This is a genomic window from Micromonospora sp. RHAY321, from assembly GCF_023896955.1.
In the GTDB taxonomy this organism is placed as follows: Bacteria; Actinomycetota; Actinomycetes; order Mycobacteriales; family Micromonosporaceae; genus Micromonospora.
Window position 1 is genome coordinate 54,611 of record NZ_JAMHIW010000005.1, and the last position, 24,640, is coordinate 79,250.

Genomic DNA, 24,640 nt, shown 5'->3' on the forward strand with positions numbered 1-24,640 from the left:
GTGCGTCGATGCCTGCAACCCCCGCCAGGCCCGAACGCGCGACCCGACGACGGGCACTCACCGTCGCCGTCGCCGTCGCCGCTCTCGTCCTGCCGATGCTCGCCGGACCGGCCGCCCCCGCCACCGCCGCCGACCGACCGACCGTCCAACCACTGCCCGCCAACCTGGAGGCCATCCGGGCCGCCGAGGCGACCGCCCTCTACGGCAGCCCGGCCATCCGCCCCATCGAGCAACGCCGCACCGCACTGATCACCATGGGTGACAGCGAGATCTCCGGTGAGGGCGTCGGCAACTACGTTCCCGGCACCCACCAGCCCGGCAACTGGTGCGACCGCTCGTACGACCAGGCGGTGTTCCGCACCGGCATCCCGTCGGACGCGCAGTACAACCTGGCCTGCTCCGGCGCCACCCCGTGGAACCTGATCGCCGGTGGCCCCACCCAGCACAACGAGCTGAACCAGGGCGACAACCTGGGGATCAAGGCGCGCAACACGCACGTGAAGCTGATCTGGGTGGTGGTCGGCGCGAACGGTGACGGCACCATCCAGTTCGGCCCGGTCGCCACCGACTGCGCCATCAGCCGGGTCTTCTTCCAGGGCCCCTGCTACCCGCGCTACACCGACCAGTGGACGATCCGCACCGACGGCAGCCGCCAGGCCGTGGTCGACGCGCTCACCGACATCCGGCAGACCATGACCAACGCCGGCTACCTGCGATCGGACTACGAGCTGGTGCTCATGTCGTACCCGAGCCCGGGCAGCCCGGACGTGGAGGACAACCCGAACTTCCCCGGCTGGTACTCCGGCGGCTGCCTGCTCTACCTGGCCGACGCGGCGTTCGCCCGCAACAAGGCGGTGCCGATGTTCGAGTCGGCGCTGCGCGCCGCGGCCACCCAGACCGGCACCCGCTACCTGGACGCCAGCCGGCTCTTCCACGGCCACGAGGTGTGCACCGACAACACCTCCGTCCGCGGCCTCTACATCGAGGTCGGCATCTGGGACGAGAACGCGGCCCGACAGTCGTTCCACCCCAACGCCCGCGGGCACGGCATGTTCGCCCAGTGCATCACGCAGTTCTGGACCTCGGGGCAGGAGCGGGCCAGCTGCGTCGACCCGGCCAGCACCGGCGGCGGGGTGCTCTACCCGGGCCTGCTGGAGTTCAAGCAGTTGCGGAACCTTGCCACCGGCACCTGCGTCGACGGCAAGGGCTACGACTCCCGCAACGGCACCGTGCAGCAGCCGTACAGCTGCCACGGCGGGCGTAACCAGGGCTTCTGGTACGACCCGGCCCGGCGGTCGCTGCACTCGGAGCTGTCCCACGACCGGTGCCTCGACATCGCGAACGGGTCGATGACCTCCGGCACGGCGGTCAACATCTACGACTGCAACGGCAGCCCCGCCCAGCAGTTCGTCTTCGCCGGCAACCAGCTCAAGCCGGCCGCCGCCAGCAACCTCTGCGTGGCGTTCGACAACCCGTGGCTGGGCAGCCCCCGACTGCGGTTGGCCGGCTGCTCCACCAGCGCGCGGCAGCAGTGGTCGTTCGAGTCCCGGACCGCCGCCAACCCCGTCGGCTACGGTCACGACGACTTCATCGGCTCGCGCGTCTACTGACCGACGGCTGGAAGGAGGGGCCCCTCGTCGAGGGGCCCCTCCCTCTTACCTGGTGCGGGGGATGAGGATCAGCCGGGCCACGCCCTTGTCGCCGTCCTTCGCGCCCGCGACGCCGAGCGTCGCGCCGACCTTCACCTCACTCGGCTGCACGGTGGCACGCCGCTCGACGACCCGCAGGTCGTCACCGAAGGTCCAGGTCATGGTGAAGCCGTCGGTGGACTTCACGGTCATCGAGTCACCGTCGATGGCGGTCACCTCGCCGCGCTGCACGGCGACGGTCTGCGTACCGCCGTCCTTGGTCTTCACCACCGCCTCACCGTGCAGGGTGTTCCTGCGCAGCAGCACCCGGGCCTGGCGGCGCTTGCGCCACTCCTCGCCGCGCTTCTGCCGCGCCTTCTCTTCCGCACTGGGGGAGGCACCGGGCGTGGCCGACCCCCCGGGCGCCGGGGTGGCCGGTGCGGCGACGGTCCGCACGTCCAGGTCGTCGGCGTCGAAGCCCATCGCGGCCAGCGCCTGGCCCTCCACGCCCATCGCCGCGGCGACCTCGACGGTCGCCTCCCGGGCGGGCTGGCTGGCCACCTCGGCCGCACCGCAGCCGCTGACACCGAGTGCGACCGCCGCGAGCAACGACGTGGTGGCGGCGAATCCCCAACGTGGCATGGCTCTCCCTCTCGTCCGTGGAGACCCCAGCCTGCACCGCGACCACGAGCGAAGCGTCAGGCCGATGTTCGGGTCCGGTAAGGATCGCCGGGCAGCCGGACCGTGAAGGCCGCCCCGCCCTCCGGCGCGTGGCCCGCCACGATCTCCCCGCCGAGCCGGCGGACCAGCCCGGCGGCCAACGCCAGCCCCAACCCGCTGCCCACCTTGCGCACCCCCCGGTACCGCTGGTGCAGCGCACCCCGCTCGAACGCCACCGCCAGGTCGTCGTCGGTGAAGCCGGGCCCGCCGTCGCGGACCTCCAGCACGCCGCCCGCGGCCGGGTCCGCGCCGGCCGCCCGGACCGCGAGCACCACCGGCGCCCCCGGGGGTACGACCCGCAGGGCGTTCTCCAGCAGCCCGTCCACCACCTGCCGGATCCGTCCCGGATCGGTGTACGCGGGCACCGGCCCGTCGGGCGTCTCCACCCGGAACGGCACTCCCACCGCCGCGCACCGGCCCGACCAGGTGGGCTCGGCGTCGACGGCCAGCCGGACCAGGTCCACCGGCACCGGTTCGAGCGGGAAGTCAGCGGCCTCCAGTCGGGCCAGCGCCAGCAGATCCCCGATCAGCCGGTCCAGGTGCCGGGCCTCGGCCAGCACCGTCCGGCCGGTGTCGGCCGTGCCGTCCGCGTCGATCACCCCGTCGGCCAGCGCCTCGGCGTACCCCCGGATCGCGGTCAACGGGGTCCGCAGCTCGTGCGAGACGGAGAGCAGGAACTCCCGCTGCCGGCCCTCGCTGGTGGCCAGCGCGGCGGCCAACCCGTTCAACGCCTCGGCCAGGTCGGCGACCTCGTCCGGCGACTCGACCGGCACCCGGACGGCGCGGTCACCGGCGCGCAGCCGGGCGGCGGCGGTGGCCGCGACGCGGATCGGCCGGGCCAACCGCCGAGCCAACAGCAGCCCGGCCACCACGCCGGCGGCGAGCCCGGCCAGCAGCGGCAACCAGAGGCTGAGCAGCACCTGCCGCCACAGCCCGGTCGCCGAGGCGCGGGAGAGCACCACCCCGTTGCCGCCGGGCAGCGGCCGGCCCTCGACCAGCGCGCGCCTGCCGTTCACCGGGCGGCGGACCGACACGGTGCGGCCCTGCTCGATCCGCTGCACCACGCGGGGCGGCAGGCCCGGCCGGTCGACTGTCCCGCGCCGGATCAGGTACGCGTCGATGCCCTGGTTGCGCAGTTGCTGGATGAGCCGCTCCTCGTCGGCGGTGCGGCCCCGGTCCAGCCGTGTCCGCAGCACCTCGGCGGCGAGCCGGGCCTGCGCGGCCAGCGCCTCCTGGTCGCGTCGCTCCGCGCCCCGGATCGCCAACGGCACCGCCACGATCGCGGTGACCAGCACCGACACCAGGGCCACCGCGCAGGTGACCAGGACCGCCCGGGCGGTCAGGGTCCGGCCGAACCGGCTGCGCCGAGGCACGCCCGACGGCCGAGCGCCGATCAGTGGCAGCGCCATCGTCGGTGACTCCGGGCGCGCCGTGGGCTGTCGACGGCCGGGGTGGTCAGGCATCGACCGCGTACCCCACACCCCGGTGGGTCCGGATCACGCTGGCCGCACCGAGCTTCGCCCGGACCTGGGCGACGTGCACGTCGACGGTCCGGGTGCCGGCGTGCGCGGCGTAGCCCCACACTCCGGCCAGCAACTCCTCCCGGGTGAAGACCCGTCCGGGACGGGCCATCAGGTGGGCCAGCAGGTCGAACTCGGTGGAGGTGAGCTGGACCGGGGCACCGGCGGCGGTGACCGTCCGGCGGGCCGGGTCGAGCGTCACCGGGCCGACGACGCGCGGCCGGTCGGCTCCCTCCGGGCCGCCTGCGGATCGGCGCAGGACCGCGCGCACCCGGGCGACCAACTCGCGCGGACTGAACGGCTTGGTGACGTAGTCGTCGGCGCCCAACTCCAGGCCGACGATCCGGTCCACCTCGTCGTCCCGCGCGGTAAGAAAGATGACCGGGGTCCAGTCGCCGGCCTCGCGGAGCTGGCGACAGATCTCGGTGCCGGGCAGACCGGGTAGGGCGATGTCCAGGACGCAGGCCACCGGGCGGAGCCGGCGGGCGGCGCTCAGGCCGCCCGCACCGTCCCGCTCCAGGTGTACCCCGAACCCGTCGCGGGTCAGGTAGAGCCGCACCAGGTCGGCGATGGCCGGCTCGTCCTCCACCACGAGGACGAGCCCACGGTGCGGCGGCTCGACGGTCACCGGCCCATGATTGCCGACCCGACGGGTTCAGCGCGATCGGTGCGTGTTCGAGTTCGGTAAGGGCGACGCAAGGGTCCGTCGCGGGTGTGCGGACCGGTCGGCTGTCAGCGCGCCACGGCGGGGCGGAACACGCTGGGCCGCGCGGGGGCCGGCCCGTCGCCGATGGTGGCGACGAGCCGCTCGCGGGGCGTCCGCAGGCGGGTACGGAAGGCGTGGTTGAGCAGCGCGTCGAGCTGCCACACCCGCTTCGGGTGGCTGGTACGGATCAGGAACCGCTCCCGGATCCCGTCGATCGCGGTGGCGGCCAGCTCGACCGAGTGCAGCCGCGGGTCCGGGCTCCAGGTGACGTTGCTCAGCTCGCGCAGCTCGGTGTTGAGGTGCAGACGCAGCCGGTGCAGCAGCCGGGTCTGCTGGGTCACCACCAGCCGGCGGTGGGTGAGCAGCAGCAGGTAGTCGCCGGTGACCGGACGGTCGGGGCGGCTGCAGCGGGTGACCAGGATGGTGGCGTCACCGGAGCCGACGCAGCGCCGGAAGACCGGCATGTGCCGGCTCAGGGTCTGCACGGCCAGGCCAGCCTCGGCGGCGGCCGGGAGGAACGTTCGGGAGAAGACGTCCATGACCTGCCCAACGACCTCCCCGGCGGGGGTGACGCGGGTCACGTCGGTTTTTTGGAACTTCCACGCGCGGGGTCGCACCGACTGTGCGACTTCGAGCCGACCCGCCTTCGCGGCTGGGCAGCCGACCGCCGTCAGCGGGTCGGCGGCGGCGTGCTGAGCCGGCCGAGGATGCGGGACAGGTCCCGGAAGATCCGCGAACCCGCCCAGCTCGGCTGGATCTGGCGAGGCTGCCGGAGCTCGAGGTAGTTGCTGTCGATGTTGATGCGTACCCCGCCCCAGGTCTCGTGGTGGTCGCCCCGGTACTGCTTCATCCGCTGACCGGGCATCCAGTACGACGCCGGCAGGGCGCTGTCCGACACGGTCTGGACGCCGTCCCAGCGCGCGAAGTCGATCACGTCGGGGCGGGCGTGCCCCGGCCGCTGGTAGGCCGCCACCTGGTCCGACAACCCCGCCGAGCTGACCTTGGTGTAGAAGCCGGAGAAGAACTTCTGCTCGTGCAGCCGGGTGGTCCACGCGCTCACGAAGGAGTTGACCGCCGTCGTGCAGGCGGCGTTGCCGGCCGGGTAGTTCTCCATGTCGAGCGTGATCGTGCTGTAGAGCGACAGACCGAGGCTCCGGGCGTTGCGGACGGCGTCGTCGGCCGCCTCACGGCCCTGCGCCGCGGCCCGGGCCGGATCGATCTTCCGCTGGTACGTCGAGCAGGGCGCCTGGAGGCCGACGTAGAGCGGGAAGATCCGCCAGCCGGCCGCCTGCTGGGTCGCCACCCACGTCGGGGTCAGGTTGGGCTGGGCGCAGCCCCGGTTGACGCCGCCGATGTAGATGCCGACCGCTCGGTACGGCGACTGCAGCCACGCCTTCATCGCCGCGTTCGACGGAGCGGCGCACGTGTCGAATCCCAGCCCAGTGAACGTCCCCGGCTGAGGCCCGTCGTAGGCGGCAGCGGCCCGCGCCGGCGCTGCGGTGCCGGTCAGCGCGGCACCCGCGGCGACCACCACGAGGGCCAGGGTGGCGAGAACACGGGTGCCACGACGTGGGCCGAGCCGAGGAGGGCTGAGGGTCACGTGTCTTCCGATCTGATGTGGACGGCGGGTCGGCCCAGAATCCTGCCCGCTCGGCCCGCCGCCTGTCCAGACCGGCACCCAGGATCGGACGTCACCGTCGCCTTCTCAGGCCGGATCGGATTCCAGCAACTCCTCCAACCAGCCGGGGACCGCCTCGGCGTACTCGGCGCGGGCCGGGTCGGGGGTGTCCAGTGCCCGCCGCCAGGAGAGCGACCGGCTCACCGCGCCGAGGCTGATCGCCAGGTCGGCGGCCTCGACCAGGGTCCGGCGGTCGTACCGGTCGGTCCACGCCTCCAGGTAGGCGTCGCGCAACCGGCCCAGCCGGGCGTCGTCGGCCGGCAGTTCGCTGGCGTACCGGACGGAGCGCAGGGTCACCAGCAGGGTGCCGAACGGGTGCGCCACCGATGCGTCGCCCCAGTCGAAGTAGCGGTATCCGGCCGGGCCCGCGAAGACGTTGCCGTCGTGCAGGTCGTCGTGCTGCACGGTCGCCGGGATCCCGATGTCGGCGAGCCGGCGACACCGCTCGGCGTACGCCGGCAGCTCCGCCCTCAGCCGCTCGTACGTCTCCGGGCCGAGCCCGCCCTCGCCGCCGATCCGCAGCGACTCGCGATCGTCGAGCAGCTCGGCGAACAACCCGGGCAGCACCTCGGGGCGGTGATCCGGAACGCCGGCCGCGATCAGTTCGTCAACCTGCCGCGTGGTGGCCCGTTGCAGCGCCGCGTACCCGGGCAGTGCCCGCTCCCAGTGCGTCAGATCCCCGTCCCGGCCCAGCACGTCGCGCAGCGACTCTCCGCCGTCCGGCAGCAGCGACCAGCCCTGCTCGGGATCCACCGCGATCGGCGCGAGCACCCGCTCGGGTGCCAGTCGGGCCAGCGCCGCGATGAGGACGGCCTCGTGCGCGGTGCCCGGGTTGTTGGCCTTGAACCAGACCGGCCCGTCGTCGGTGGGCACCCGCCAGACCAGCGACCACGGGCGTACGCGCGGCTCCACCGGCCCGGTCACCCGCCGGCCGGCCCGGCTCAGCTGCCCGTCGACCCAGGACCGTGCCCGCACCTGCCACCGCTCGCCGGACCAGTCCGGGGCGTGCTTGTCGGCTGTCGTCGTCACGTGCGCACCCTAGGCGGCCCAGCCGCGCCGGGGCGAGATGTTTTCCCGGACCCGCCGGGGCGTCAGACCAGCTCGACGATGGTGGCGTTGGCCATGCCGCCGCCCTCGCACATGGTCTGCAGGCCGTAGCGGATCCCGTTGTCCCGCATGTGCTGGAGCATCGTCGTCATGATCCGGGCACCGGAGCCACCCAACGGATGGCCGAGGGCGATGGCCCCGCCGCGCGGGTTGAGCCGCTCCGGGTCCGCCTCGGTCTCGGCCAGCCACGCCAGCGGCACCGGGGCGAACGCCTCGTTCACCTCGTACACCCCGATCTCCTCGATGCCCAGCCCCGCGCGGCGCAGCGCCTTCGCGGTGGCCGGGATCGGCGCGGTGAGCATGGTGACCGGGTCGTCGGCGGCGACCACGGCGGTGTGGATCCGGGCCAGCGGGCGCAGGCCGTGCCGGCTGGCCCACTCGGTGGTGGTGACCGCGAGCGCCGCGGCGCCGTCGGAGATCTGGGACGCGGACCCGGCGGTCACCACCCCGTCGGCACGGAACGGGGTGGCCAGCTCGCCGAGCTTGTCCAGGGAGGTGTCCCGGCGGATGCCCTCGTCGGCGGCGAACTTGCCGCCGTCGCCGAGCGGCACCGGCGCCAGCTCCGGGTCGAAGGCGCCGGCGTCCTGCGCGGCGGCCGCCTTCTCGTGGCTGGCCAGCGCGAACTCGTCAAGTTGGGTACGCGAGAAGCGCCACCGCCGGGCGATCAGCTCGGCACCCACCCCCTGGTTGAACGGCAGCGGAGCGTCGTCGGCGAAGCCCTCCACGCCCCGGTAGCGGTCGCGGAGCTGGTCACTGAACGGCATGCCGCCCGCCACGCTGGACCCCATCGGCACCCGGGTCATCGACTCCACGCCGCCGGCGACCACCAGGTCGGCCTGGCCGGAGAGCACCGTCGCGGCGGCGAAGTGCAGTGCCTGCTGGCTGGAGCCGCACTGCCGGTCCAGCGTGGTGCCGGGCACCGACTCGGGCCAGCCGGCGGCGAGCACGCCGTTGCGGGCGATGTTCCACGACTGCTCGCCGACCTGCGAGACGCAGCCCCAGAAGACGTCGTCGACCTGGGTCGGGTCGAGGCCGGTGCGCTCGGCGAGGGCGCGCAGCACGTGCGCCGAGAGATCGACCGGGTGGACACCGGACAGGCTGCCCTTGCGCCGACCGACGGGGGTACGGACCGCGCCGACGATGACCGCGTCACTCATGTTTACTCCCCGGTAACCTGGGCTGTCCCGATCCTACGTCGTTCCTGGACCGGCCGTCCGCCCGCCTTCCGCGCCGGTGGGCGCCGGGCCGTCGCGGCCCCCGGCCGACGCTGGCATGCTGATCGCATGGACGCCGACGCTTCCCCGATCCGGCAGTGGCGGGTGCCGACCACCGTGCCGCTGGCGAAACTGGCCGGCGCGGTCGTGCTGGTGGCGCTCGGCCTGCTCTTCGCCGAGGGCGACCCGGTGCAACTGACGGTGATCGGGCTGGTCGTCGCCGGGCTGGCCTGCTGGGCTCTGCGCGACCTGCTGGCACCGGTCCGACTCGCGGTCGACCCGGCCGGTGTGGTCGTCACCCGGGGCTTCGCCGGCCGCCGCCTGCTGCCCTGGGCAGCGGTCGAGCGGATCACCGTGGACCGCCGGCCACGCCTCGGGCTGACCACCGAACAGCTGGAGATCGACGCCGGGGAGTCGCTGCACCTGTTCAGCCGGTACGACCTGGGCGCCGACCCGGACGAGGTGGCCGAGGCGCTGCAGGCCGCCCGCCGCGACGCCTGACCCGACCGGTCAGGCGAGCAGCTGCGCGGTGCGGAACAGGACCAGGGCGAGCAGGATCAGCAGGATGAGCGCGCCGCCAGCGACCTGCACCAACGTGCGCCGGCCGCGCGGCGCGTACGCGAGCACCAGGGCCATCGCTCCACCGACCACCAGGCCACCCAGGTGCCCCGGGATCGAGATGCCCGGCACGGTCAGCGTGAACACCAGGTTGATCACCAGGATCGGGATCACCTGGGAGATGTCCCGGCCCAACTTGCGCTCGATGATGATCAGCGCGGCGAAGAGGCCGAAGACGGCGGTGGACGCGCCGGCGGTGGCCGAGTTCTGGGCGCTGAACAGGTAGGCGGCGACGTTACCGCCGAGGCCCGCGATCAGGTAGAGCGCGCCGAAGCGCAGCGGCCCGAGGTTGGCCTCCAGCGACCGGCCGAGCACCCACAGGGCCCACATGTTGAGCAGCAGGTGGATCACGCCGTAGTGCAGGAACATCGCCGTGACCAGGCGGTACCACTGGCCGTCGGCCACCCCGCCGAGCGTGCCGTCGGGGAAGACCGCCAGCCCGAGCACCGAACCCCAGTTGGTCAGCGGGGTGCTGCCGCCCATCAGGCCGCCGAAGCCGGAGCCGCCCACCGCCGCGTCCCCACCCCGGTCGGAGGCGATGGAGAGCAGCATGAGCAGCACGTTCAGCGCGATCAGCGCCTTGGTGACGTAGCCGTGTCGGCCGGCGGCACCGCCACCGAAGGCGGTACGCGCCGGCCGGACACTGCGACGCCCCTCGTTGACGCACTCCGGGCACTGGTGCCCGACGGACGCCTCCCGCATGCAGTCCGGGCAGATCGGCCGGTCGCAGCGGGTGCACCGGACGTAGGTCTCCCGGCCGGGGTGCCGGTAGCAGACCGGGGTGGTCGGCGGCGATTCGCTCACCGGGCCGACCCTCCGTCCGCCACCGCGCGGTCCACCGGCGCCAGCCGGTGCGGTGCTCCGGAGCGCTCAATCATGCGAGCAAAGGTACCTCGCCCGTCGATCAGGCAGCAGACCGCTGGATCTCGACCCGCTCGATGACGACGTCCTGGAGCGGACGGTCGCTCGGGCCGGTCGGGGTGTTCGCGATCGAGTCGACGACCTTCACCGACTCCTCGTCGGCGACCTGGCCGAAGATGGTGTGCCGGTTGTTGAGGTGCGGGGTCGGGGACACGGTGATGAAGAACTGCGAACCGTTGGTGCCCGGTCCGGCGTTCGCCATCGCCAGCAGGTAGGGCCGGTCGAAGCGCAGCTCCGGGTGGAACTCGTCGGCGAACTTGTAGCCCGGCCCACCCCGGCCGGTGCCGGTCGGGTCGCCCATCTGGACCATGAAGCCGCTGATCACCCGGTGCGAGATGGTGCCGTCGTAGTACGGACCACTGCCCGGCTGACCGGTGCGCGGGTCGGTGTACTCCCGGTTGCCCTCGGCCAGGTCGATGAAGTTGCGGACCGTCTTCGGCGCGTGGTTCGGGAAGAGCTCCAGCCGGATCGGGCCAGCGTTGGTGTGCAAGGTGGCGTAGACAGCCTCGGCCACGGGTACTCCTCACTCGTTGGTCAGTTCCATGCGGATCCTCCCATGTGCCCGATCTGGCATCGCGGAGGCATCCGAAGGTGGAGGATGACGAAGGAACAACTCCCAGGAGGTAGGACCGTGTTTGGAATCGGGCGGCGCAAGTCCCAGGGGCAGCTGGCGAAGGCCGAGCTGAACCAGAGCATCAGCCACCTGGTGCAGGCAGCCAACCACGCCGCCAAGGGCGCCGGTGCGACCGTCGGCCCGCGGGTCCAGGTGGCCCGAGGCTACGTCGGGCCGGCCGCGACGAAGGTGCGCGACCGCGCGTCGACCGGCTGGGGGACGACACTCACCACGCTGGCACCGCTGGCCGCGGCGGCCCGTGACGGCGCCGCGCAGGCGGGGCCGCTCACCAGGAAGGCCAGGTCGAAGAACATGCGGATCACCGGCAAGAAGAAGCAGCCGCGTCGTCGCGGCTCGATGATGACCGGCCTACTGGCGGCGGGTGCGATCGCCGGCCTGGCCGGCGCGGTCGCCCTGCGTCGCCGCCGGGAGCAGCAGGAGTGGGCCGAGTACGACCCCACCCGCACCCTGGAGCCGATGCGCGACGAGGTGGACTCGATCGAGGTGCGGACCCCGTCCGCCGCCAGCAAGGGCACCGACGGGTCCGCCATGGCCGGGATGACCGGCGCGGGCAGCTCGGCGGTCGCCGGCGGCGACAGCGCCAGCACCACGGGCACGGCCAAGCCGACCAGCGTCCGCCCGACCGACAAGGTCCCCTCGGTCGCCGAGGGCGCCAAGGACGCCTCCGGGCGCCCGGCCGACGACCTCACCAAGGCGCTGGGCAAGGACACCGCCCGCACCAACGGCCGCCGCTGACCTCAGCGGCAGCGCACCGAGCGCCGGCGAAAGCGGGGTCCTCCCCGCCCGCCGGCGCTTCTGCGCGGTCGCTCAGAGCCAGCCGTTGCGGCGGAACCAGCGGTAGAGCGCCAGGGAGACGCCGAGCATGAGGGCCAGGACGACGGGATAGCCGTACGTCATCCTCAACTCGGGCATGTTGTCGAAGTTCATCCCGTAGATGCCGGCGATGGCCGTCCACACGGCGGCGATACCGGCCCAGGCGGCGATCTTGCGCATGTCGTTGTTCTGGTCGACGGTGACCTGGGCCAACCGCGCCTGCAGGATCGAGTTCAGCAGGTCGTCGTAGGAGTTGACCTGCTCGACCGTGCGGCTCAGGTGGTCCTGCACGTCCCGGAAGTAGCGGCGGATCTCCTTCGGCACGTCCCGGTTGGCCTGCGTGGTCAACGTCATCAGCGGCCGCTGCAACGGCACCACGGCCCGCTTGAACTCCACCAGCTCCCGCTTCATCTGGTAGATCCGCTGGATCCGGCCGTGGCTGTTGCGGTCGAAGACCTCGGCCTCCAGCATGTCCAGGTCGTCCTCGAGCTGGTCGGCGACCTCCAGATAGAGGTCGACCACCCGGTCGGTCACCCCGTACGCCACCGCCCACGGCCCCTGGAGCAGCAACTCCTGCTTGGTCTCCAGGTCGGCCCGCACCGGGGAGAGCCGGCAGGCATCCCCGTGCCGGACGCTGATCAGGAAGTTCGGGCCGATGAAGAGCATCACCTGGCCGGTCTCCACGACCTCGGAGTTCTCGGTCAGCTCGGCGTGCTCGCAGTACCGGGCGGTCCGCAGCACCAGGAAGCTGACGTCGCCGAACCGCTCCAGCTTGGGGCGCTGCTCGGCCTTCACCGCGTCCTCGACGGCGAGCTCGTGCAGCCCGTAGGTCTCCGCGATGGCGGTCATCTCCGCCAGCTCGGGCTGGTGCAGCCCGATCCAGACGAAGCCGTTCTCCTCGCGGCGCGCCGCGGCCAGGGCCTCCGCGTACGTCCAGTCACCGGGTTGCCGCTTGCCGTCGACGTAGAGCGCGCAGTCGACCACGCCGCTGCGACCGGTGCCGGTGGGGGTCGGCGCGGGCGGTGAGTCGTCGGCGTTGAGTATCCGGGTCATCGCCCGGACCGGGGACGGCCACGCCCGTGGTCGCAGCACCCTGCCGGTGTTCAACGGCGTCCGGCCCCGCTCTTCCCGATCCGTCATCGCGCCACCTCCCCACGCTCAGCTGCGGCTTGCAGGCTACGCCGGTCGCGGCCGAGGGCACGGGTGACGGCGGTCGCACGGGGGGCGGCGCCGGGCGGGCCGGGCCGCATCGGGGGGTGCGGGGACGACACGGCCCACCCGGCGCCCTGTGGGGGCGGGGGGTTGTGCTGCTCGCATCACCCGGAGGCGGCGGGAATGAGCCCGGCGACGGGCCGTGACATCCGCTGCCACTGATGAGTGACGCTCGCAGCATTGTGAGCCGCCGGCCGCCCGAGCGGGAGTCCCGGGACGGCCGGCATCGTCGTTCTGTCGGGAACCCGACAGAAATCAGCTCCGGACGGCCTCCACGGCCGCCGCCAGCCGGCGGACACCCTCGTCGATCCGGTCGGCGGTCACCGCCGAGAAGGCCAGCCGCAGGGCGTGCCGCCCGCCGTCCAGCACGAAGTCGCTGCCCTTGACCACGGCGACCCCACGCTCCGCCGCCGCCGGGGCGAGCCGGTCGACCAGCACGTCCTCCGGGAACTCCACCCAGAGGAAGTAGCCGCCGTCGGGCTCCACGAACCGAGCCTCCGGCAGGTGCCGCCGCAGCGACTCGGCGAGCACCTGGGCCCGCTCACCCAGCGCCGCGCGCACGGTCTCGATCGAGCGGTCGATGTCACCCGAGACGCAGAACTGGTGCACGATCGCCTGGGACACCATGCCCGGCGAGATGTAGAGGCTGGTGGCGTTCTTGGCGATGTCCGCGATCAGATCCGCCGAGCCGACCAGGTATCCGACCCGCACGCCCGGGCAGACCGTCTTGGTGAAGCTCGACGCGTGCACCACCACGTTGCGGGTGTCCAGCGAGAGCATCGACGGCAGGGCCTCGCCGCGGAACCGGATGTCCGCGTACGGGTCGTCCTCGAAGATCGTGAACTCGTACTCGGCCGCGAGGTCGAGCAGCTCCCGGCGCTTCTCCAGCGAGAGCGTCACGCCGGCCGGGTTCTGGTAGTTCGGGATGACGTGCGCGAGTCGCGGCCGGACGCCGGACTCCAGCAGCTTGCGCAGCTCGGCAGTGTCCAGGCCGTCCGGCTGCACCGAGACCCCGTGCAGCTCGCTGCCCATCCGCTGCAGGTTGAGCAGCGTCCGGTCGTACGTCGGCCGCTCCACCACCACCGCGTCGCCGGGGCGGACCAGGTGGTCGAAGAGGAACGCGTCGGCCTGGAGCGACCCGTTGGTGACCAGCACCTGGTCGGCCGCGACGCCGTGCTTCTCGGCGATCCACTTCCGCAGTGGCACGTAGCCGACGGAGGTGCCGTACGCCGTGACCCCCGCGGGGTCGGCGTCGAAGGCGCGGACGGCGGCGGCCTTGAGCCCCTCGACATCGACGATGTCCAGCGAGGGAGCCCCACGGGCGAAGGAGATCAGCTGCTCGGCGGTCATGGATGTTGAGCGTACGGGCGGCGACGGGGGGCGCGCGGACGGCACGGCGATGTCCGCATCCTGAGCCACCGGGTCGGGTGACCCGCCTCCACCGGACGGCGACAGATCAGACCGGAAGGGCGAGCGCGTCGTGCTGCGCAGCCCGGGAAAGGCCCTCCAGCTGCACGCCGAGCGTGTCGAGGAGCTGGCTCCAGTCGAAGTAGGACCGCCAGGCGACGATCCGCCCCCGACGTGCCCGCACCACGTCGGCCACCTCCCAGCTCACCGTCCGGCCGGTGGGCGCGACGGTGCCGAACGGCGAGTGCAGCGTGCCGGTGTGGGTGCCGGTCAGGCGCAGCTCGGCGGCCACTCCACCGGCCGTGCGCACCGCGCCCAACGGGTCGACCCGCAGGTCCGGGAAGGCTCCCGTCCAGGTGCGCAGCAGCGCTGGCAGCTCGATCGGGCGGACGGTGACACCCGGCATGGCGTAGAACGCCTCCGGGGCGTAGAGATCCGGCAGCCGGGCCACGTCCCGACGCAGGAGCATGGCGTACTGCTGCTCGACCAGGCGCTCCGCGTCACGCATCGGGCCCTCCCCTGCGGGCCACGGCACCTCCGCGCCCGCAAGGAATCCCTACCCGTCGATCCGGCCGGCACACCTGTCCGCCGGGATCCCCTGCCGGACAGGTCAGGTCGCGGCCACCGCCTGACTCTCGGCCCAGACCCGCATGATGTCCCGGACGGAGATCACGCCGGCCACCTCGCGGCCGTCCAGCACCACCAGGTGCCGGAAACCGCCCCGGGCCATCGCGGCGGCCGCCTCGGCGACCGTCCACTCCGGGCCGGCGTAGACCACCTCCCAGGTGAGGTGGGCGCCGGTGCGTTCCACGTCGCAGTCCAGGCCGGCGCCGATGGCCTTCAACACGTCGCGTTCGGTCATGATCCCGATCCCCTCGGAGTCGGGGTCGATCACGACCGCCGACCCGACACCGCGGGCCGACATCATCCGGGCCGCCTGGCGGAGCGTGTGCTCCGGACCGACGACGAGGACCTGGCTGGACATCGCTTCCCGTACCTGCATCACGCATCACCCCTTTGGGACGGTGGCATCCGGTACGGACATGGTGGTCCGTGAATGTTTCCTGAACAAGACCGGGCATCGTCGCGGCACCCGACCGCTCGCTACTGTCGAGCGGTGTCCACCGAGCCCCTGCGCTGCGCCGGCGCGCTGATCGTCGACCACGACGGCCGCATCTTCTTTCAGCGCCGGTCGCCGTACCGGCGCCTCTTTCCCAACTGCTGGGACATCGTCGGTGGCCACCTGGAGCCGGGCGAGGAGATCGACGAGGCGCTCCGCCGGGAGGTCACCGAGGAGACCGGCTGGATCCTGTCGCACGTGCTCGGCCAGGTGGGTGAATACCAGTACGTCGGCGACGACGGCCTGGCCCGGATCGAACACGACTTCCTGGTCCGGGTGGACGGCGACCTCGACCACCCGACGCTGGAGCCCGGCAAGCACACCGAGTACCGCTGGCTGGCCGAGCACGAGGTGACCGTGCTGGACGAGCACCGCGACGTCAACGACGGGCTGATCCGGCGGATCGCGGAGGAGGGCTTCGCCGTCCTGCGGTCGATCGGACTGTGAACACCGTCGAGCTGGCGCCGCACCGGTTCGCCGGGCTGCTCGCACCGGCCGTGGACCGGGCCTTCCGCGCCGGCATGCTCGCCGGCCGCGACGGTGGCGGCGCCGAGCTGACCCAGCGGTACGGCGGACCGGCGGCGGCCGGCTTCCTGGTCGACCTGCGTACCCGGCTGGCCGCACCCGGAGGCACGGTCGACGCGCCGGGGTTCGCGGCGATCACCCGGTACCACGACCCGGTCGTCTGCCAGCGGACGGTGGACAAACACGTGGCGCACGGGATGCTCCACCGCAGCCCGGACGGCGCGCTCTGGGCCACCGAGCGGGGTGCCGCCTTCCTCACCGAGCTGTACCAGGTGCACGCGGAGGTCACCGAGGAGCTGTGGGCCGGGCACGACGAGCGGGTGTCACGCCTGGTGTCCGCGCTCGGCCGGCTGCTCCCGTACGCCCTGGTGCTGGCCGACGAGGAGGGGGACCGCAGCGGCTCGGCCTTCGCCGCGATGGCACCCCCGCACGAGCCGGACGGCACCCCGTCGGGGGTGCTGCTGCTCAACCGCCTGGGCACGCTGCGCTACCACCGGGCCGACGCGCACGCCGCCGCCTGGACCGCCGCCGGGCACACCGCCACGAGCATCGCGGCCCTGCCGGCCGGCCCCGAGCGGCTCGCCATCGAGCTGGAGACCGACCGTCGGGCGGCCGGCCCGTACGCCACGCTCGGCGCGGAGGAGCGGCTGACCATGCTCGCCGACCTGGCGGCCCTGCCCGGCTGACCCGGTTGGCCGGAGCCGCGCGGCCACCCGGGGCTATCCTCCACCGGTGACGGGGAGCAGGACGAGGGAGGATGTGCCGATGATCGGGATGGTGCTCGCAGCCGGGGCCGGGCGCCGGCTGCGCCCGTACACCGACACTCTGCCCAAGGCGTTGGTGCCGGTGGACGGCGAGACCACGATCCTGGACATCGCGCTGGGCAACCTGGCCGAGGTCGGGCTCACGGACGTCGTGATCGTGGTCGGCTACGCGGCGGACGCGGTCCGCGAGCGGCAGGCCGACCTGGAGAAGCGGTACGGGGTCACGCTCACCCTGGTGCACAACGACAAGGCCGAGGAGTGGAACAACGCGTACTCCCTCTGGCTGGCCCGCGAGTACTTCGCCCGTGGCGTGCTGCTGGTCAACGGGGACACCGTGCACCCGGTGAGCGTGGAGAAGACCCTGCTGGCCGAGCGCGGCCCGGGGATCCTGCTCGCGGTGGACACCCTCAAGCCGCTGGCCGAGGAGGAGATGAAGACCACCTTCGACGCCGCCGGCCAGCTCACCCGGATCACCAAGCTGATGGACCCGGGCGAGGCGTACGGGGAGTACATCGGCGCCACGCTGATCGAGCCGCAGGTCGCCGACGCCCTCGCCGACGCCCTGGAGGCGACCTGGCGGCGTGACCCGAACCTCTACTACGAGGACGGCTACCAGGAGTTCTCCGACCGGGGCGGGGAGGTGCGGGCGGCGCCGATCGGCGACGTCCCGTGGGTCGAGGTCGACAACCACGCCGACCTGGCCCGCGCGCGGGAGATCGCGTGCCGCTACTAGCCCGTAGCGTGCTCACCCCGCTGCACATCGACGTGCGGCGTGGCGCGGTGGCCGACCTGGGCGCGATCCTGGCCGACGGGCGGATCTCCGCCGGCGGTGACGTCGCGGTGGTGGTCGGGCCGGGTCAGGGCTCCCAGATCGCGGAGTTGATCCGACCGTCTCTGCGCTCGGCGGACGTGTTCACCGTCGCCGGGGGGACCCTGGACGCCGCCGACGACCTGGGCGGCAAGCTCCGCGCCCGCTCGTACGACGCGGTGGTCGGGATCGGCGGCGGCAAGACGATAGACGTCGCCAAGTACGCGGCCACCCGCCGCGGGCTGCCGATGGTGTCGGTGGCGACCAGCCTCGCCAACGACGGGATCGCCTCCCCGGTGTCCAGCCTCATCACCGATGGAATAAAGGGCTCCTACGGGGTGCACATCCCCATCGCGGTGATCGTCGACCTGGACTTCGTGGAGAGCGGCCCGGACCGGCACAACCGGGCCGGCATCGGTGACGTGGTCAGCAACATCAGCGCGCTCGCCGACTGGGAGCTGGCCCGGAAGGTACGCGGCGAACCGGTCGACGGACTGGCCGCCTCGCTGTCCCGGGCGGGTGCGGAGGCGGTGCTCAACCATCCCGGCGACATGACCGACGACGCGTTCGTCACCGTGCTGGCCGAGGCGCTGATCTCCAGCGGCCTGGCGATGGCCGTCTGCGGCACCAGTCGCCCGTCCAGCGGCGGCTGCCACGAGATCATGCACGCCGTCGACGCGCTGTTTCCGGGCACCGCCTCGCACGGCGAGCTGGCCGGGCTGGGTGCGCTGTTCTGCACCTGGCTGCGCGGCGATCTGCGCCGCTTCGGGGAGATGTCGGCCTGCCTGTCCCGGCACGGCCTGCCCCGGCTCCCCGCCGAGGTGGGGCTCACCGACGAGCAGTTCGTGGATGCGGTGCAGTTCGCGCCCCGTACCAGGCCGGACCGGTACACCATCCTCGAACACCTCGCCCTGTCGCCTACCGGGACGCGGGAGCGGCTGGCAGACTACGCCGGTGCAATCCGCGACCAGCTTGGCTGACCCCCGTCCCACCGTCGCCGACTTCCACCGGGTGAACCGGGGCGGCGGCCTGTTCAGCGAGTCGATCAGCCAGTGGTTGGGGGCGGTCTTCGCGCTGGTCGCCCAGCGCCTCGGGCTGCGCCCGACCGCGCTGACCATCACCAACCTGGTGCTCGGACTGGCCACCTCGGTCGCCGTGGTCGCGCTCGCCGGCCCGGTCGCCGACGGGGACGTACCGGCCTGGGTGGTCGGCCTGCTCGCCCTGGTCGGGTGGCAGGTGGCGTACTCGCTGGACTGCGCCGACGGGCAGCTGGCCCGGGTGACCGGCCAGGGCAGCGCGGCCGGCGCCCGGGTCGACGTGCTCTGCGACGTGGCCGCGCAGATCGCCCTGGTGGCCGCGCTCGCCGCCACCGCCGTGGCGCAGGAGCCGTCGACCCCGACCTGGCTGGTGGCCACCTTCGCCGGCACCTGGATGGTCAACCTGGTCACCTCGGTGATGCAGGCCGGCCCGAACGCCGCCAGCATGGTCACCTCGACCTCACTGCCGGTCCGCCTGGTGAAGCTGGTCCGTGACTACGGCGCGGTGATCTTCGTGGCCGCCCTGGTGCTGGCCGTGGCCCCCGCGCTGGTCCTCTGGGTGATGGTCGCCTTCACCATCGTCAACGGTGGCTTCCTGCTGGCGAGCATCGCCTTCTCCGCCCGCGCCTCCGTGCGCTGACCCGCCGCGCCCGCGCGCCGCCCGTCCGCAAGGTCCACCCAACTTCCCCGAAGTTGCTGCCTCCGGCCGGCGGGAGACCCCAACATCCCTGATGTTGCGCGGATCTTGCGGGCAGATCCGCCTGCCCGTCCGTAGCGCCGCGCGGGAGGGCGTCGGCGGCGCGGCGTCCGCCGCCAAGATCGCGCTTGATCCAGGATGTAGTGGCCTCGGAACAGCCGGATGGGACTACTTCCTGGATCGAGCGCGATCATGCCGGGCGGGGTAGGCCCGCGTAGACGTCGATGAGCTGCTTGGTGACCACGTCGGGGTGGAAGGTGCGCTCGTAGCGCGCCCGGGCGGCCTGGGCGAGCCCGGCGGCACCCGCCCGGGCCACCGGCAGGGCGGCGGCCAGGGCGGCCGGCTCCGGGGCCACCACCCAGCCAGCCTCGCCCAGACCGATCCCGGCCGGCATCGGCGACCCACCGCCGCCGGCGACGGCCGAGGCGGTCTCGGCAGGCCCGGTGCCGGCAGGCTCGTGCGGGGCGTCGGCCCCGACCAGGTACGGAATGCCACCCAACGCCGTGCCGAGCACCGGCCGGCCGCTCGCCAACGCCTCGATGATCACGGTCGGCAGCACGTCGTGCCACATCGAGGCGGCGATGACCACCGCGCTCGCCTCGACCGCCGCCCGCACCCCGGCCCGGTCGAGCTGACCCACGTAGACCACGTCGGGTCGCTCGGCGGCGGCGGCCTCGACCAGCGACCGGAGCTCGCCGTCGCCGGCCACCCGCAGGGTCCCCAGGGTGCCCACCGGATGCCGACGCCAGGCGTCCAGCAGCAGGTCGACGCCCTTCTCGGGGCTCAGCCGGGCCATGTAGAGGAAGCCGTCGCCGAGCGGTGCCGGTCGACCCGGGTCGGGTACGGAGTTCGGCTTCACCACGATGCGTTCGTCCGGGATGCCGTATTCGCGCAGGTGATCGGCGATCGCCGTGGTCAGCGCCACGTACCGGTCCACCGACCGCCAGGTGCCCCGGTGCACGGCCAGGGTCGTCGCCATCAGCGCGCTCTGCGCCGCCGAGTCGCGGTAACAGCGGTGCCTGATCGCCGGCACGCCCAGCGCCCGGCCCTTGCAGTCCTGGCAGATCACCCCGTCGCGGAAGTAGATCCCCGAGGAGCAGACCTGCCGGTAGTTGTGCACCGTCTGCACCACCGGCACGCCGTGCCGGTGCGCCGTCCGCACCACCCAGGGCGAGAGCAGCGGGTACGGGTTGTGCAGGTGCAGCGCGTCCGGCCGGTGCTCGGTGAGCAGCCGGCTCAGGTCGTGCTGGGCGCGCGGAGCCCAGATCGGCGAGATCGGCAACAGAGCCTTGGCCGCCTTCGACATCGACGGGATCTCGTCCGAGCTGCGGATGAACGGCAGCACCTCGACCCCGGCGGCGGTGAGCTGAGCGATCTCCGAGTCGACGATCGTGTTCTCGCCGGAGGGCTGGGCTTCCCGGTACCGGTTGTGCGCCACCACGATTCTCACAGAGCTCGCCTTCCGTTCGCGATTGCGGGACTCGCAAGCTCATTCCTCGCGCTCACCGGAAAGAAGGCTACCGTTGTGTCGTGCCCGAACTACCGGAGGTTGAGGCGCTCGCGGGTTACCTGCGGCAGCGCGCGGTGGGGCGGCGTGTCGACCGGCTGGAGATCGCCGCGATCAGCGCCCTGAAGACGTACGACCCGGCACCGACCGCGGTGGCCGGTCGGGCGGTGGTCGACGCCCGCCGGCACGGCAAGTTCCTCGACGTGCTGTTCGAGGGCGACCTGCACCTGCTGGTCCACCTGGCCCGGGCGGGCTGGTTGCACTACCGGGAGGCGTTCCCGACCACCACCCCGCTGCGCCCCGGCAAGGGCCCGATCGCGGTACGCGTCCGCCTCGACGACGGCTCCGGCTTCGACCTCACCGAGGCCGGCACGCAGAAGAAGCTGGCCGCGTACCTGGTCACCGACCCGGCGGAGGTGCCCGGGGTGGCCAAGCTCGGCCCGGACGCGCTCGCCGCGGACCTGCCCACCTTCGTCGAGCGGCTGCGCAGCCGGCGCGGGCAGGTCAAGGGGGTGCTGACCGACCAGTCGGTGCTGTCCGGGGTCGGCAACGCGTACTCCGACGAGATCCTGCACGCGGCCAGATTGTCCCCGTTCGCGATCACGGACCGCCTCACCGACGACCAGCTCGCCACCCTGCACGCGGCCACCCGGCAGGTGCTCGGCGACGCCGTCGAGCGCTCCCTCGGTCAGCGGGCCGCCGAGCTGAAGGGCGAGAAGCGCTCCGGGCTGAAGGTCCACGCCCGTACGGGGCTGCCGTGCCCGGTGTGTGGCGACACGGTGCGGGAGGTGTCGTTCGCCGACTCCTCCCTCCAGTACTGCCCGACCTGCCAGACCGGCGGCAAGCCTCTCGCTGACCGTCGGTTGTCTCGACTCGTACGGTGAGTAATTCCACTCGCCGACTACGGAGCGGAATCGACCCGACTGAGCCGAAGCTCCGGTCCACCGTTCTCGCCACAGGCGCATCCATCGGTATAGTGGCCCGGTCCCCGGCTTCTGAAATGGTGCGGAGCCGGCCAGATCCCGCCGGCACCATCGGTCGCCAATCTCCTTCGGGGCAACGACCGGTCGGAGCCCGCGTGGGAGACTGGGACGGTGGGCGACCCGGGCCCTCACTGCGAGTGAGCGGCACGTGTCATGCGGGAGGACATGGGTGAGGTGACGGCAAGCCTCCAGCGCCCGGTAACCAACGAAGGCCGGAGCAGACTCGTGCGGCACGTCGACAGCTTCGAAATCCAGCCGCCGACGCCGCCGTCGCACAACGGTGTCCCCAGGTCGGCATGGGCCAGGGCGCGACGCCGTGTCTCCCGCTGGCACCGCCCGTACACGGCGATCCTCCTGGTGCTCGACTTCGCCGCGGCGGCGTTCGCCAGCTGGATCGCGATTCAGCTCTTCGACCAGGCCGCCTCCGGTTTCACCGGCACCCAGCAGGACCCGACCTGGTTCCACACCGTCTCCTACCTGCTGCTGCCGCTCGGCTGGGTGGTCATCCTCTGGAGCAACCGCGCCTACGACCGGCGCTATCTGGGGCTCGGGCCCGACGAGTTCAAGCGGGTGATCCGGGCCGCCGTCACGGTCGCGGCCAGCGTCTCCTTCCTCGCGTTCGCCACCAAGACCGCCCTGTCCCGGTGGACGGTCGGCACGGCGCTGCTCGGCGCGCTGCTGCTGATCCTCTGGGGCCGGTTCGTGGCCCGCTGGGCGCTGCACTACATCCGCCGGCGGGCCGGCCAGGCCGCGCACCGGATGGTGCTTGTCGGCACCCTGCCGGAGTGCCTGGAGGTCTACGCGGCCGTCACGCGCAGCCCCAATGCCGGGCTGGTGCCGGTCGCCATCCACATCACCGACGGTTACGCCGCCGCCCGGGGAATGCCGACCCCGGTGCCGGTGCACGCCGGCCGGGACGTCCTGGCCCTGGTCCGGGAGGTCGGCGGCGACACCATCGCGGTCTGCGGGTCGGCCAGTGCCGAGCCCGGCGAGCTGCGCCGCCTGGCCTGGCAGTTGGAGGGCTCCGGCGTCGACCTGGTGGTCGCACCGCAGCTGACCGACATCGCCGGCCCCCGGGTGCACATCCGGCCGATCGAGGGTCTGCCGCTGCTGCACGTCGAGGAGCCGACCCTCTCCGGGCCGGCGCTGCTGGCCAAGAACCTGATGGACCGGGTCGCCGCCGGCCTCGGCCTGCTGCTGCTGATCCCGCTCTTCCTGGCCGTCGCCGTGGCGATCCGGATCTCCGACCCCGGGCCGGTCTTCTTCCGCCAGCCGCGGGTGGGGCACGAGGGGCGCACGTTCCGGGTGTGGAAGTTCCGGACCATGTACGTCGACGCCGAGGACCGACTGGCCAGCCTGGTCGACCGGAACGAGACCGACGGCATGCTGTTCAAGATGAAGGAGGACCCCCGGGTCTTCCCGGTGGGCCGTTTCCTGCGGGCCTCCTCGCTGGACGAGCTGCCGCAGCTCATCAACGTGCTCTGGGGTGAGATGTCGCTGGTCGGGCCCCGCCCGCTGCCGGCCGACGACGGCGACTTCCTGGGCGACGTGCGCCGCCGCCTGCTGGTCCGCCCCGGCATGACCGGGCTGTGGCAGGTCTCCGGCCGCTCCGACCTGTCCTGGGACGAGTCGGTCCGGCTGGACCTCTACTACGTCGACAACTGGTCGCTGGCGTACGACCTGAGCATCCTGTGGCGCACCGTCGGAGTGGTGCTCGCCCGCAAGGGCGCCTACTAAGGGGGTTGGCGGACCGGGCCGCAGGGGCCAGGATCGCTGCGTGGGTGGCAACCTCTCCGCCGTCGTCGGCGTCGTCTCACTGGTCACCGCGCTGACCGCGGCCCTGCTGGCCGTGCTGCGGCTGCGCGCTCGCCGGGGCATCGCCACGGCCACCCAGCGGGCCACCTACGAGGTGCTGCACACCGCCGGCCTGGCGGCCGAGCCACTGCGGGCGGGGTTGAGCGCGGCGGGCGCGGCGAAGGCCGTACGCCATCTGCGTGCCCTGGTGGGCGCGGCCGGGCTGGCGCTCACCGACGCCGACGTGGTGCTCGCCCTCGACGGGCGCGGCACGCACCACGGCGAGCAACTGCTCGCGGCCGCCCGGCGGGCCATGGAGACCGGGCGCTCGACGGTGCTCAGCGAGCAGGATCTGCACTGCGACCGGGTCGACTGTCCCGTACGGGGAGCTGTCATCGCGCCCCTGCACGGAGCGGACGGCCGGGTGGTCGGCGCGCTGGTGGCCATCGCCGACAGCCCGCCGGCGCCCGGGCTGGTGCAGGCGACCCTGGAGACCGCGCACTGGGCCGGCAACCAGCTCGCCCTGGCCGAGCTGGACTCGTCGCGGGAGCGGCTGGCGCGGGCCGAGGTCCGGGCGCTGCGGGCGCAGATCAGCCCGCACTTCATCTACAACGCCCTGACCGCCATCGGCTCGTTCGTCCGCACCGACCCCGAGCGGGCCCGGGAGCTGATCCTGGAGTTCGCGGAGTTCACCCGGTACTCGTTCCGGGCGCACGGGGAGTTCACCACGCTGGCCGAGGAGCTGCGGTCGATCGACCGCTACCTGACCATCGAGCGGGCCCGGTTCGGCGACCGGTTGCAGGTACGGCTGCAGATCGCCCCGGAGGTGCTGCCGGTGACGCTGCCGTTCCTCTGCCTCCAACCGCTGGTGGAGAACGCCGTCCGGCACGGGTTGTCCCGCAAGCCGGGCACGGGCATGGTGAGCATCGAGGCCCGGGACGCGGGCGCCGAATGCCACATCACCGTGGAGGACGACGGGGTGGGAATGGATCCGACCACGCTGACCGCCGGCATCGCCGAGCTGGCCCGCAGCACCGGCGACCCGGGCGACGACCCGGGCCAGCACGTCGGCCTCTCCAACGTCGACGAGCGGATGCGGTCCGTCTTCGGGGACCGGTTCGGCCTGGTCGTCGAGACCGGGCTGGGCTCGGGCACCAGGGTGAGCATGCGGGTGCCGAAGTTCCACCCCGGCGTGCGGGCCGGATCGTGAGCGCGCGCGGCGAGCGA

The 24,640-nt window shown here is 72.8% G+C and carries 25 protein-coding genes; 11 read left to right on the forward strand and 14 right to left on the reverse strand.

All coding sequences use genetic code 11. The features are described 5' to 3' along the window. Positions 1-8: 8 nt before the first annotated feature. Positions 9-1,610, forward strand: a complete 1,602-nt coding sequence (locus M8C17_RS13730; protein ID WP_252416838.1) for a ricin-type beta-trefoil lectin domain protein — start codon at positions 9-11, stop codon at positions 1,608-1,610. Between the two features lie 45 nt (positions 1,611-1,655). Here the strand turns inward: M8C17_RS13730 and M8C17_RS13735 are convergent, their stop codons facing one another. From M8C17_RS13735 to M8C17_RS13765, 7 genes are all read right to left on the reverse strand, one after another. After that, positions 1,656-2,270 carry a hypothetical protein gene (locus M8C17_RS13735; protein WP_252416839.1) on the reverse strand — a complete coding sequence of 205 codons (615 nt, stop codon included), beginning with the start codon at positions 2,268-2,270 and terminating at the stop codon, positions 1,656-1,658. Positions 2,271-2,326: 56 nt separating this feature from the next. After that, positions 2,327-3,757, reverse strand: coding sequence for a HAMP domain-containing sensor histidine kinase (locus M8C17_RS13740; RefSeq protein WP_252416840.1), 1,431 nt, complete (start codon positions 3,755-3,757; stop codon positions 2,327-2,329). 46 nt (positions 3,758-3,803) lie between these two features. Further along, positions 3,804-4,496 carry a response regulator transcription factor gene (locus M8C17_RS13745; RefSeq protein ID WP_252416841.1) on the reverse strand — a complete coding sequence of 231 codons (693 nt, stop codon included), beginning with the start codon at positions 4,494-4,496 and terminating at the stop codon, positions 3,804-3,806. Positions 4,497-4,600: 104 nt separating this feature from the next. After that, positions 4,601-5,113, reverse strand: a complete 513-nt coding sequence (locus M8C17_RS13750; protein WP_252417136.1) for a hypothetical protein — start codon at positions 5,111-5,113, stop codon at positions 4,601-4,603. Between the two features lie 131 nt (positions 5,114-5,244). Then, positions 5,245-6,174, reverse strand: a complete 930-nt coding sequence (locus M8C17_RS13755) for a DUF1906 domain-containing protein (protein ID WP_252416842.1) — start codon at positions 6,172-6,174, stop codon at positions 5,245-5,247. 105 nt (positions 6,175-6,279) lie between these two features. Further along, positions 6,280-7,281, reverse strand: coding sequence for a phosphotransferase (locus tag M8C17_RS13760; protein WP_252416843.1), 1,002 nt, complete (start codon positions 7,279-7,281; stop codon positions 6,280-6,282). A 62-nt stretch (positions 7,282-7,343) separates the two neighbouring features. Next, the gene (locus M8C17_RS13765; protein WP_252416844.1) at positions 7,344-8,516 is read right to left on the reverse strand and encodes an acetyl-CoA C-acyltransferase; all 1,173 of its coding nucleotides are present in this window, start codon (positions 8,514-8,516) and stop codon (positions 7,344-7,346) included. A gap of 126 nt (positions 8,517-8,642) precedes the next feature. Here M8C17_RS13765 and M8C17_RS13770 point away from each other — a divergent pair, with 126 nt between their 5' ends. After that, entirely contained in the window at positions 8,643-9,074 is a 432-nt protein-coding gene (locus M8C17_RS13770; protein WP_252416845.1) for a PH domain-containing protein, read from the forward strand. A gap of 9 nt (positions 9,075-9,083) precedes the next feature. Here M8C17_RS13770 and M8C17_RS13775 read toward each other — a convergent pair whose 3' ends face one another. Both M8C17_RS13775 and M8C17_RS13780 read right to left on the reverse strand, forming a co-directional pair. Next, a complete protein-coding gene (locus M8C17_RS13775) occupies positions 9,084-9,995 on the reverse strand; it encodes a rhomboid family intramembrane serine protease (RefSeq protein ID WP_252416846.1) in 912 nt (303 codons plus the stop codon). 100 nt (positions 9,996-10,095) lie between these two features. Further along, positions 10,096-10,626, reverse strand: a complete 531-nt coding sequence (locus M8C17_RS13780) for a peptidylprolyl isomerase (protein ID WP_252416847.1) — start codon at positions 10,624-10,626, stop codon at positions 10,096-10,098. Between the two features lie 84 nt (positions 10,627-10,710). On the opposite strand from M8C17_RS13780, the gene M8C17_RS13785 reads away from it, so the two are divergent. Then, positions 10,711-11,481, forward strand: coding sequence for a hypothetical protein (locus M8C17_RS13785; protein ID WP_252416848.1), 771 nt, complete (start codon positions 10,711-10,713; stop codon positions 11,479-11,481). A gap of 72 nt (positions 11,482-11,553) precedes the next feature. Here the strand turns inward: M8C17_RS13785 and corA are convergent, their stop codons facing one another. The 4 genes from corA to M8C17_RS13805 all read right to left on the reverse strand — a co-directional run bounded on the left by corA (position 11,554) and on the right by M8C17_RS13805 (position 15,181). Beyond that, complete coding sequence (corA, locus tag M8C17_RS13790; protein ID WP_252416849.1) at positions 11,554-12,699, reverse strand: magnesium/cobalt transporter CorA; 1,146 nt, start codon at positions 12,697-12,699, stop codon at positions 11,554-11,556. 327 nt (positions 12,700-13,026) lie between these two features. Beyond that, positions 13,027-14,121, reverse strand: a complete 1,095-nt coding sequence (locus M8C17_RS13795) for a PLP-dependent aminotransferase family protein (RefSeq protein ID WP_252416850.1) — start codon at positions 14,119-14,121, stop codon at positions 13,027-13,029. 106 nt (positions 14,122-14,227) lie between these two features. Beyond that, complete coding sequence (locus M8C17_RS13800) at positions 14,228-14,686, reverse strand: ester cyclase (RefSeq protein ID WP_252416851.1); 459 nt, start codon at positions 14,684-14,686, stop codon at positions 14,228-14,230. A gap of 102 nt (positions 14,687-14,788) precedes the next feature. Then, entirely contained in the window at positions 14,789-15,181 is a 393-nt protein-coding gene (locus tag M8C17_RS13805) for a cyclic nucleotide-binding/CBS domain-containing protein (RefSeq protein WP_252416852.1), read from the reverse strand. A gap of 114 nt (positions 15,182-15,295) precedes the next feature. Here M8C17_RS13805 and M8C17_RS13810 point away from each other — a divergent pair, with 114 nt between their 5' ends. The 5 genes from M8C17_RS13810 (at position 15,296) to M8C17_RS13830 (ending at position 19,072) form a co-directional block, all read left to right on the forward strand. After that, positions 15,296-15,745: an NUDIX hydrolase gene (locus M8C17_RS13810; RefSeq protein ID WP_252416853.1), complete on the forward strand. Its 450-nt coding sequence runs from the start codon at positions 15,296-15,298 to the stop codon at positions 15,743-15,745. Beyond that, positions 15,742-16,509, forward strand: coding sequence for a hypothetical protein (locus tag M8C17_RS13815; RefSeq protein ID WP_252416854.1), 768 nt, complete (start codon positions 15,742-15,744; stop codon positions 16,507-16,509). Before M8C17_RS13810 ends, M8C17_RS13815 begins: the two co-directional genes overlap by 4 nt. Positions 16,510-16,588: 79 nt before the next feature. After that, on the forward strand, positions 16,589-17,320 hold the full coding sequence (locus M8C17_RS13820; RefSeq protein WP_252417137.1) for a sugar phosphate nucleotidyltransferase: 732 nt from the start codon (positions 16,589-16,591) through the stop codon (positions 17,318-17,320). Further along, the gene (locus tag M8C17_RS13825) at positions 17,308-18,375 is read left to right on the forward strand and encodes an iron-containing alcohol dehydrogenase family protein (RefSeq protein ID WP_252416855.1); all 1,068 of its coding nucleotides are present in this window, start codon (positions 17,308-17,310) and stop codon (positions 18,373-18,375) included. Before M8C17_RS13820 ends, M8C17_RS13825 begins: the two co-directional genes overlap by 13 nt. Continuing rightward, positions 18,350-19,072 carry a CDP-alcohol phosphatidyltransferase family protein gene (locus tag M8C17_RS13830; protein ID WP_252416856.1) on the forward strand — a complete coding sequence of 241 codons (723 nt, stop codon included), beginning with the start codon at positions 18,350-18,352 and terminating at the stop codon, positions 19,070-19,072. The genes M8C17_RS13825 and M8C17_RS13830 overlap by 26 nt, the downstream gene beginning before the upstream one ends. Positions 19,073-19,319: 247 nt before the next feature. Here the strand turns inward: M8C17_RS13830 and M8C17_RS13835 are convergent, their stop codons facing one another. After that, positions 19,320-20,579 (reverse strand): glycosyltransferase, encoded by a 1,260-nt coding sequence (locus tag M8C17_RS13835; RefSeq protein ID WP_252416857.1) that lies wholly within the window; start codon positions 20,577-20,579, stop codon positions 19,320-19,322. Between the two features lie 80 nt (positions 20,580-20,659). On the opposite strand from M8C17_RS13835, the gene M8C17_RS13840 reads away from it, so the two are divergent. The 3 genes from M8C17_RS13840 (at position 20,660) to M8C17_RS13850 (ending at position 24,623) form a co-directional block, all read left to right on the forward strand. Continuing rightward, on the forward strand, positions 20,660-21,520 hold the full coding sequence (locus M8C17_RS13840; protein WP_252416858.1) for an Fpg/Nei family DNA glycosylase: 861 nt from the start codon (positions 20,660-20,662) through the stop codon (positions 21,518-21,520). Between the two features lie 264 nt (positions 21,521-21,784). Further along, positions 21,785-23,356, forward strand: coding sequence for a sugar transferase (locus M8C17_RS13845; protein WP_252417138.1), 1,572 nt, complete (start codon positions 21,785-21,787; stop codon positions 23,354-23,356). Between the two features lie 40 nt (positions 23,357-23,396). Further along, positions 23,397-24,623 carry a sensor histidine kinase gene (locus M8C17_RS13850; RefSeq protein WP_252416859.1) on the forward strand — a complete coding sequence of 409 codons (1,227 nt, stop codon included), beginning with the start codon at positions 23,397-23,399 and terminating at the stop codon, positions 24,621-24,623. Positions 24,624-24,640 lie beyond the last annotated feature (17 nt).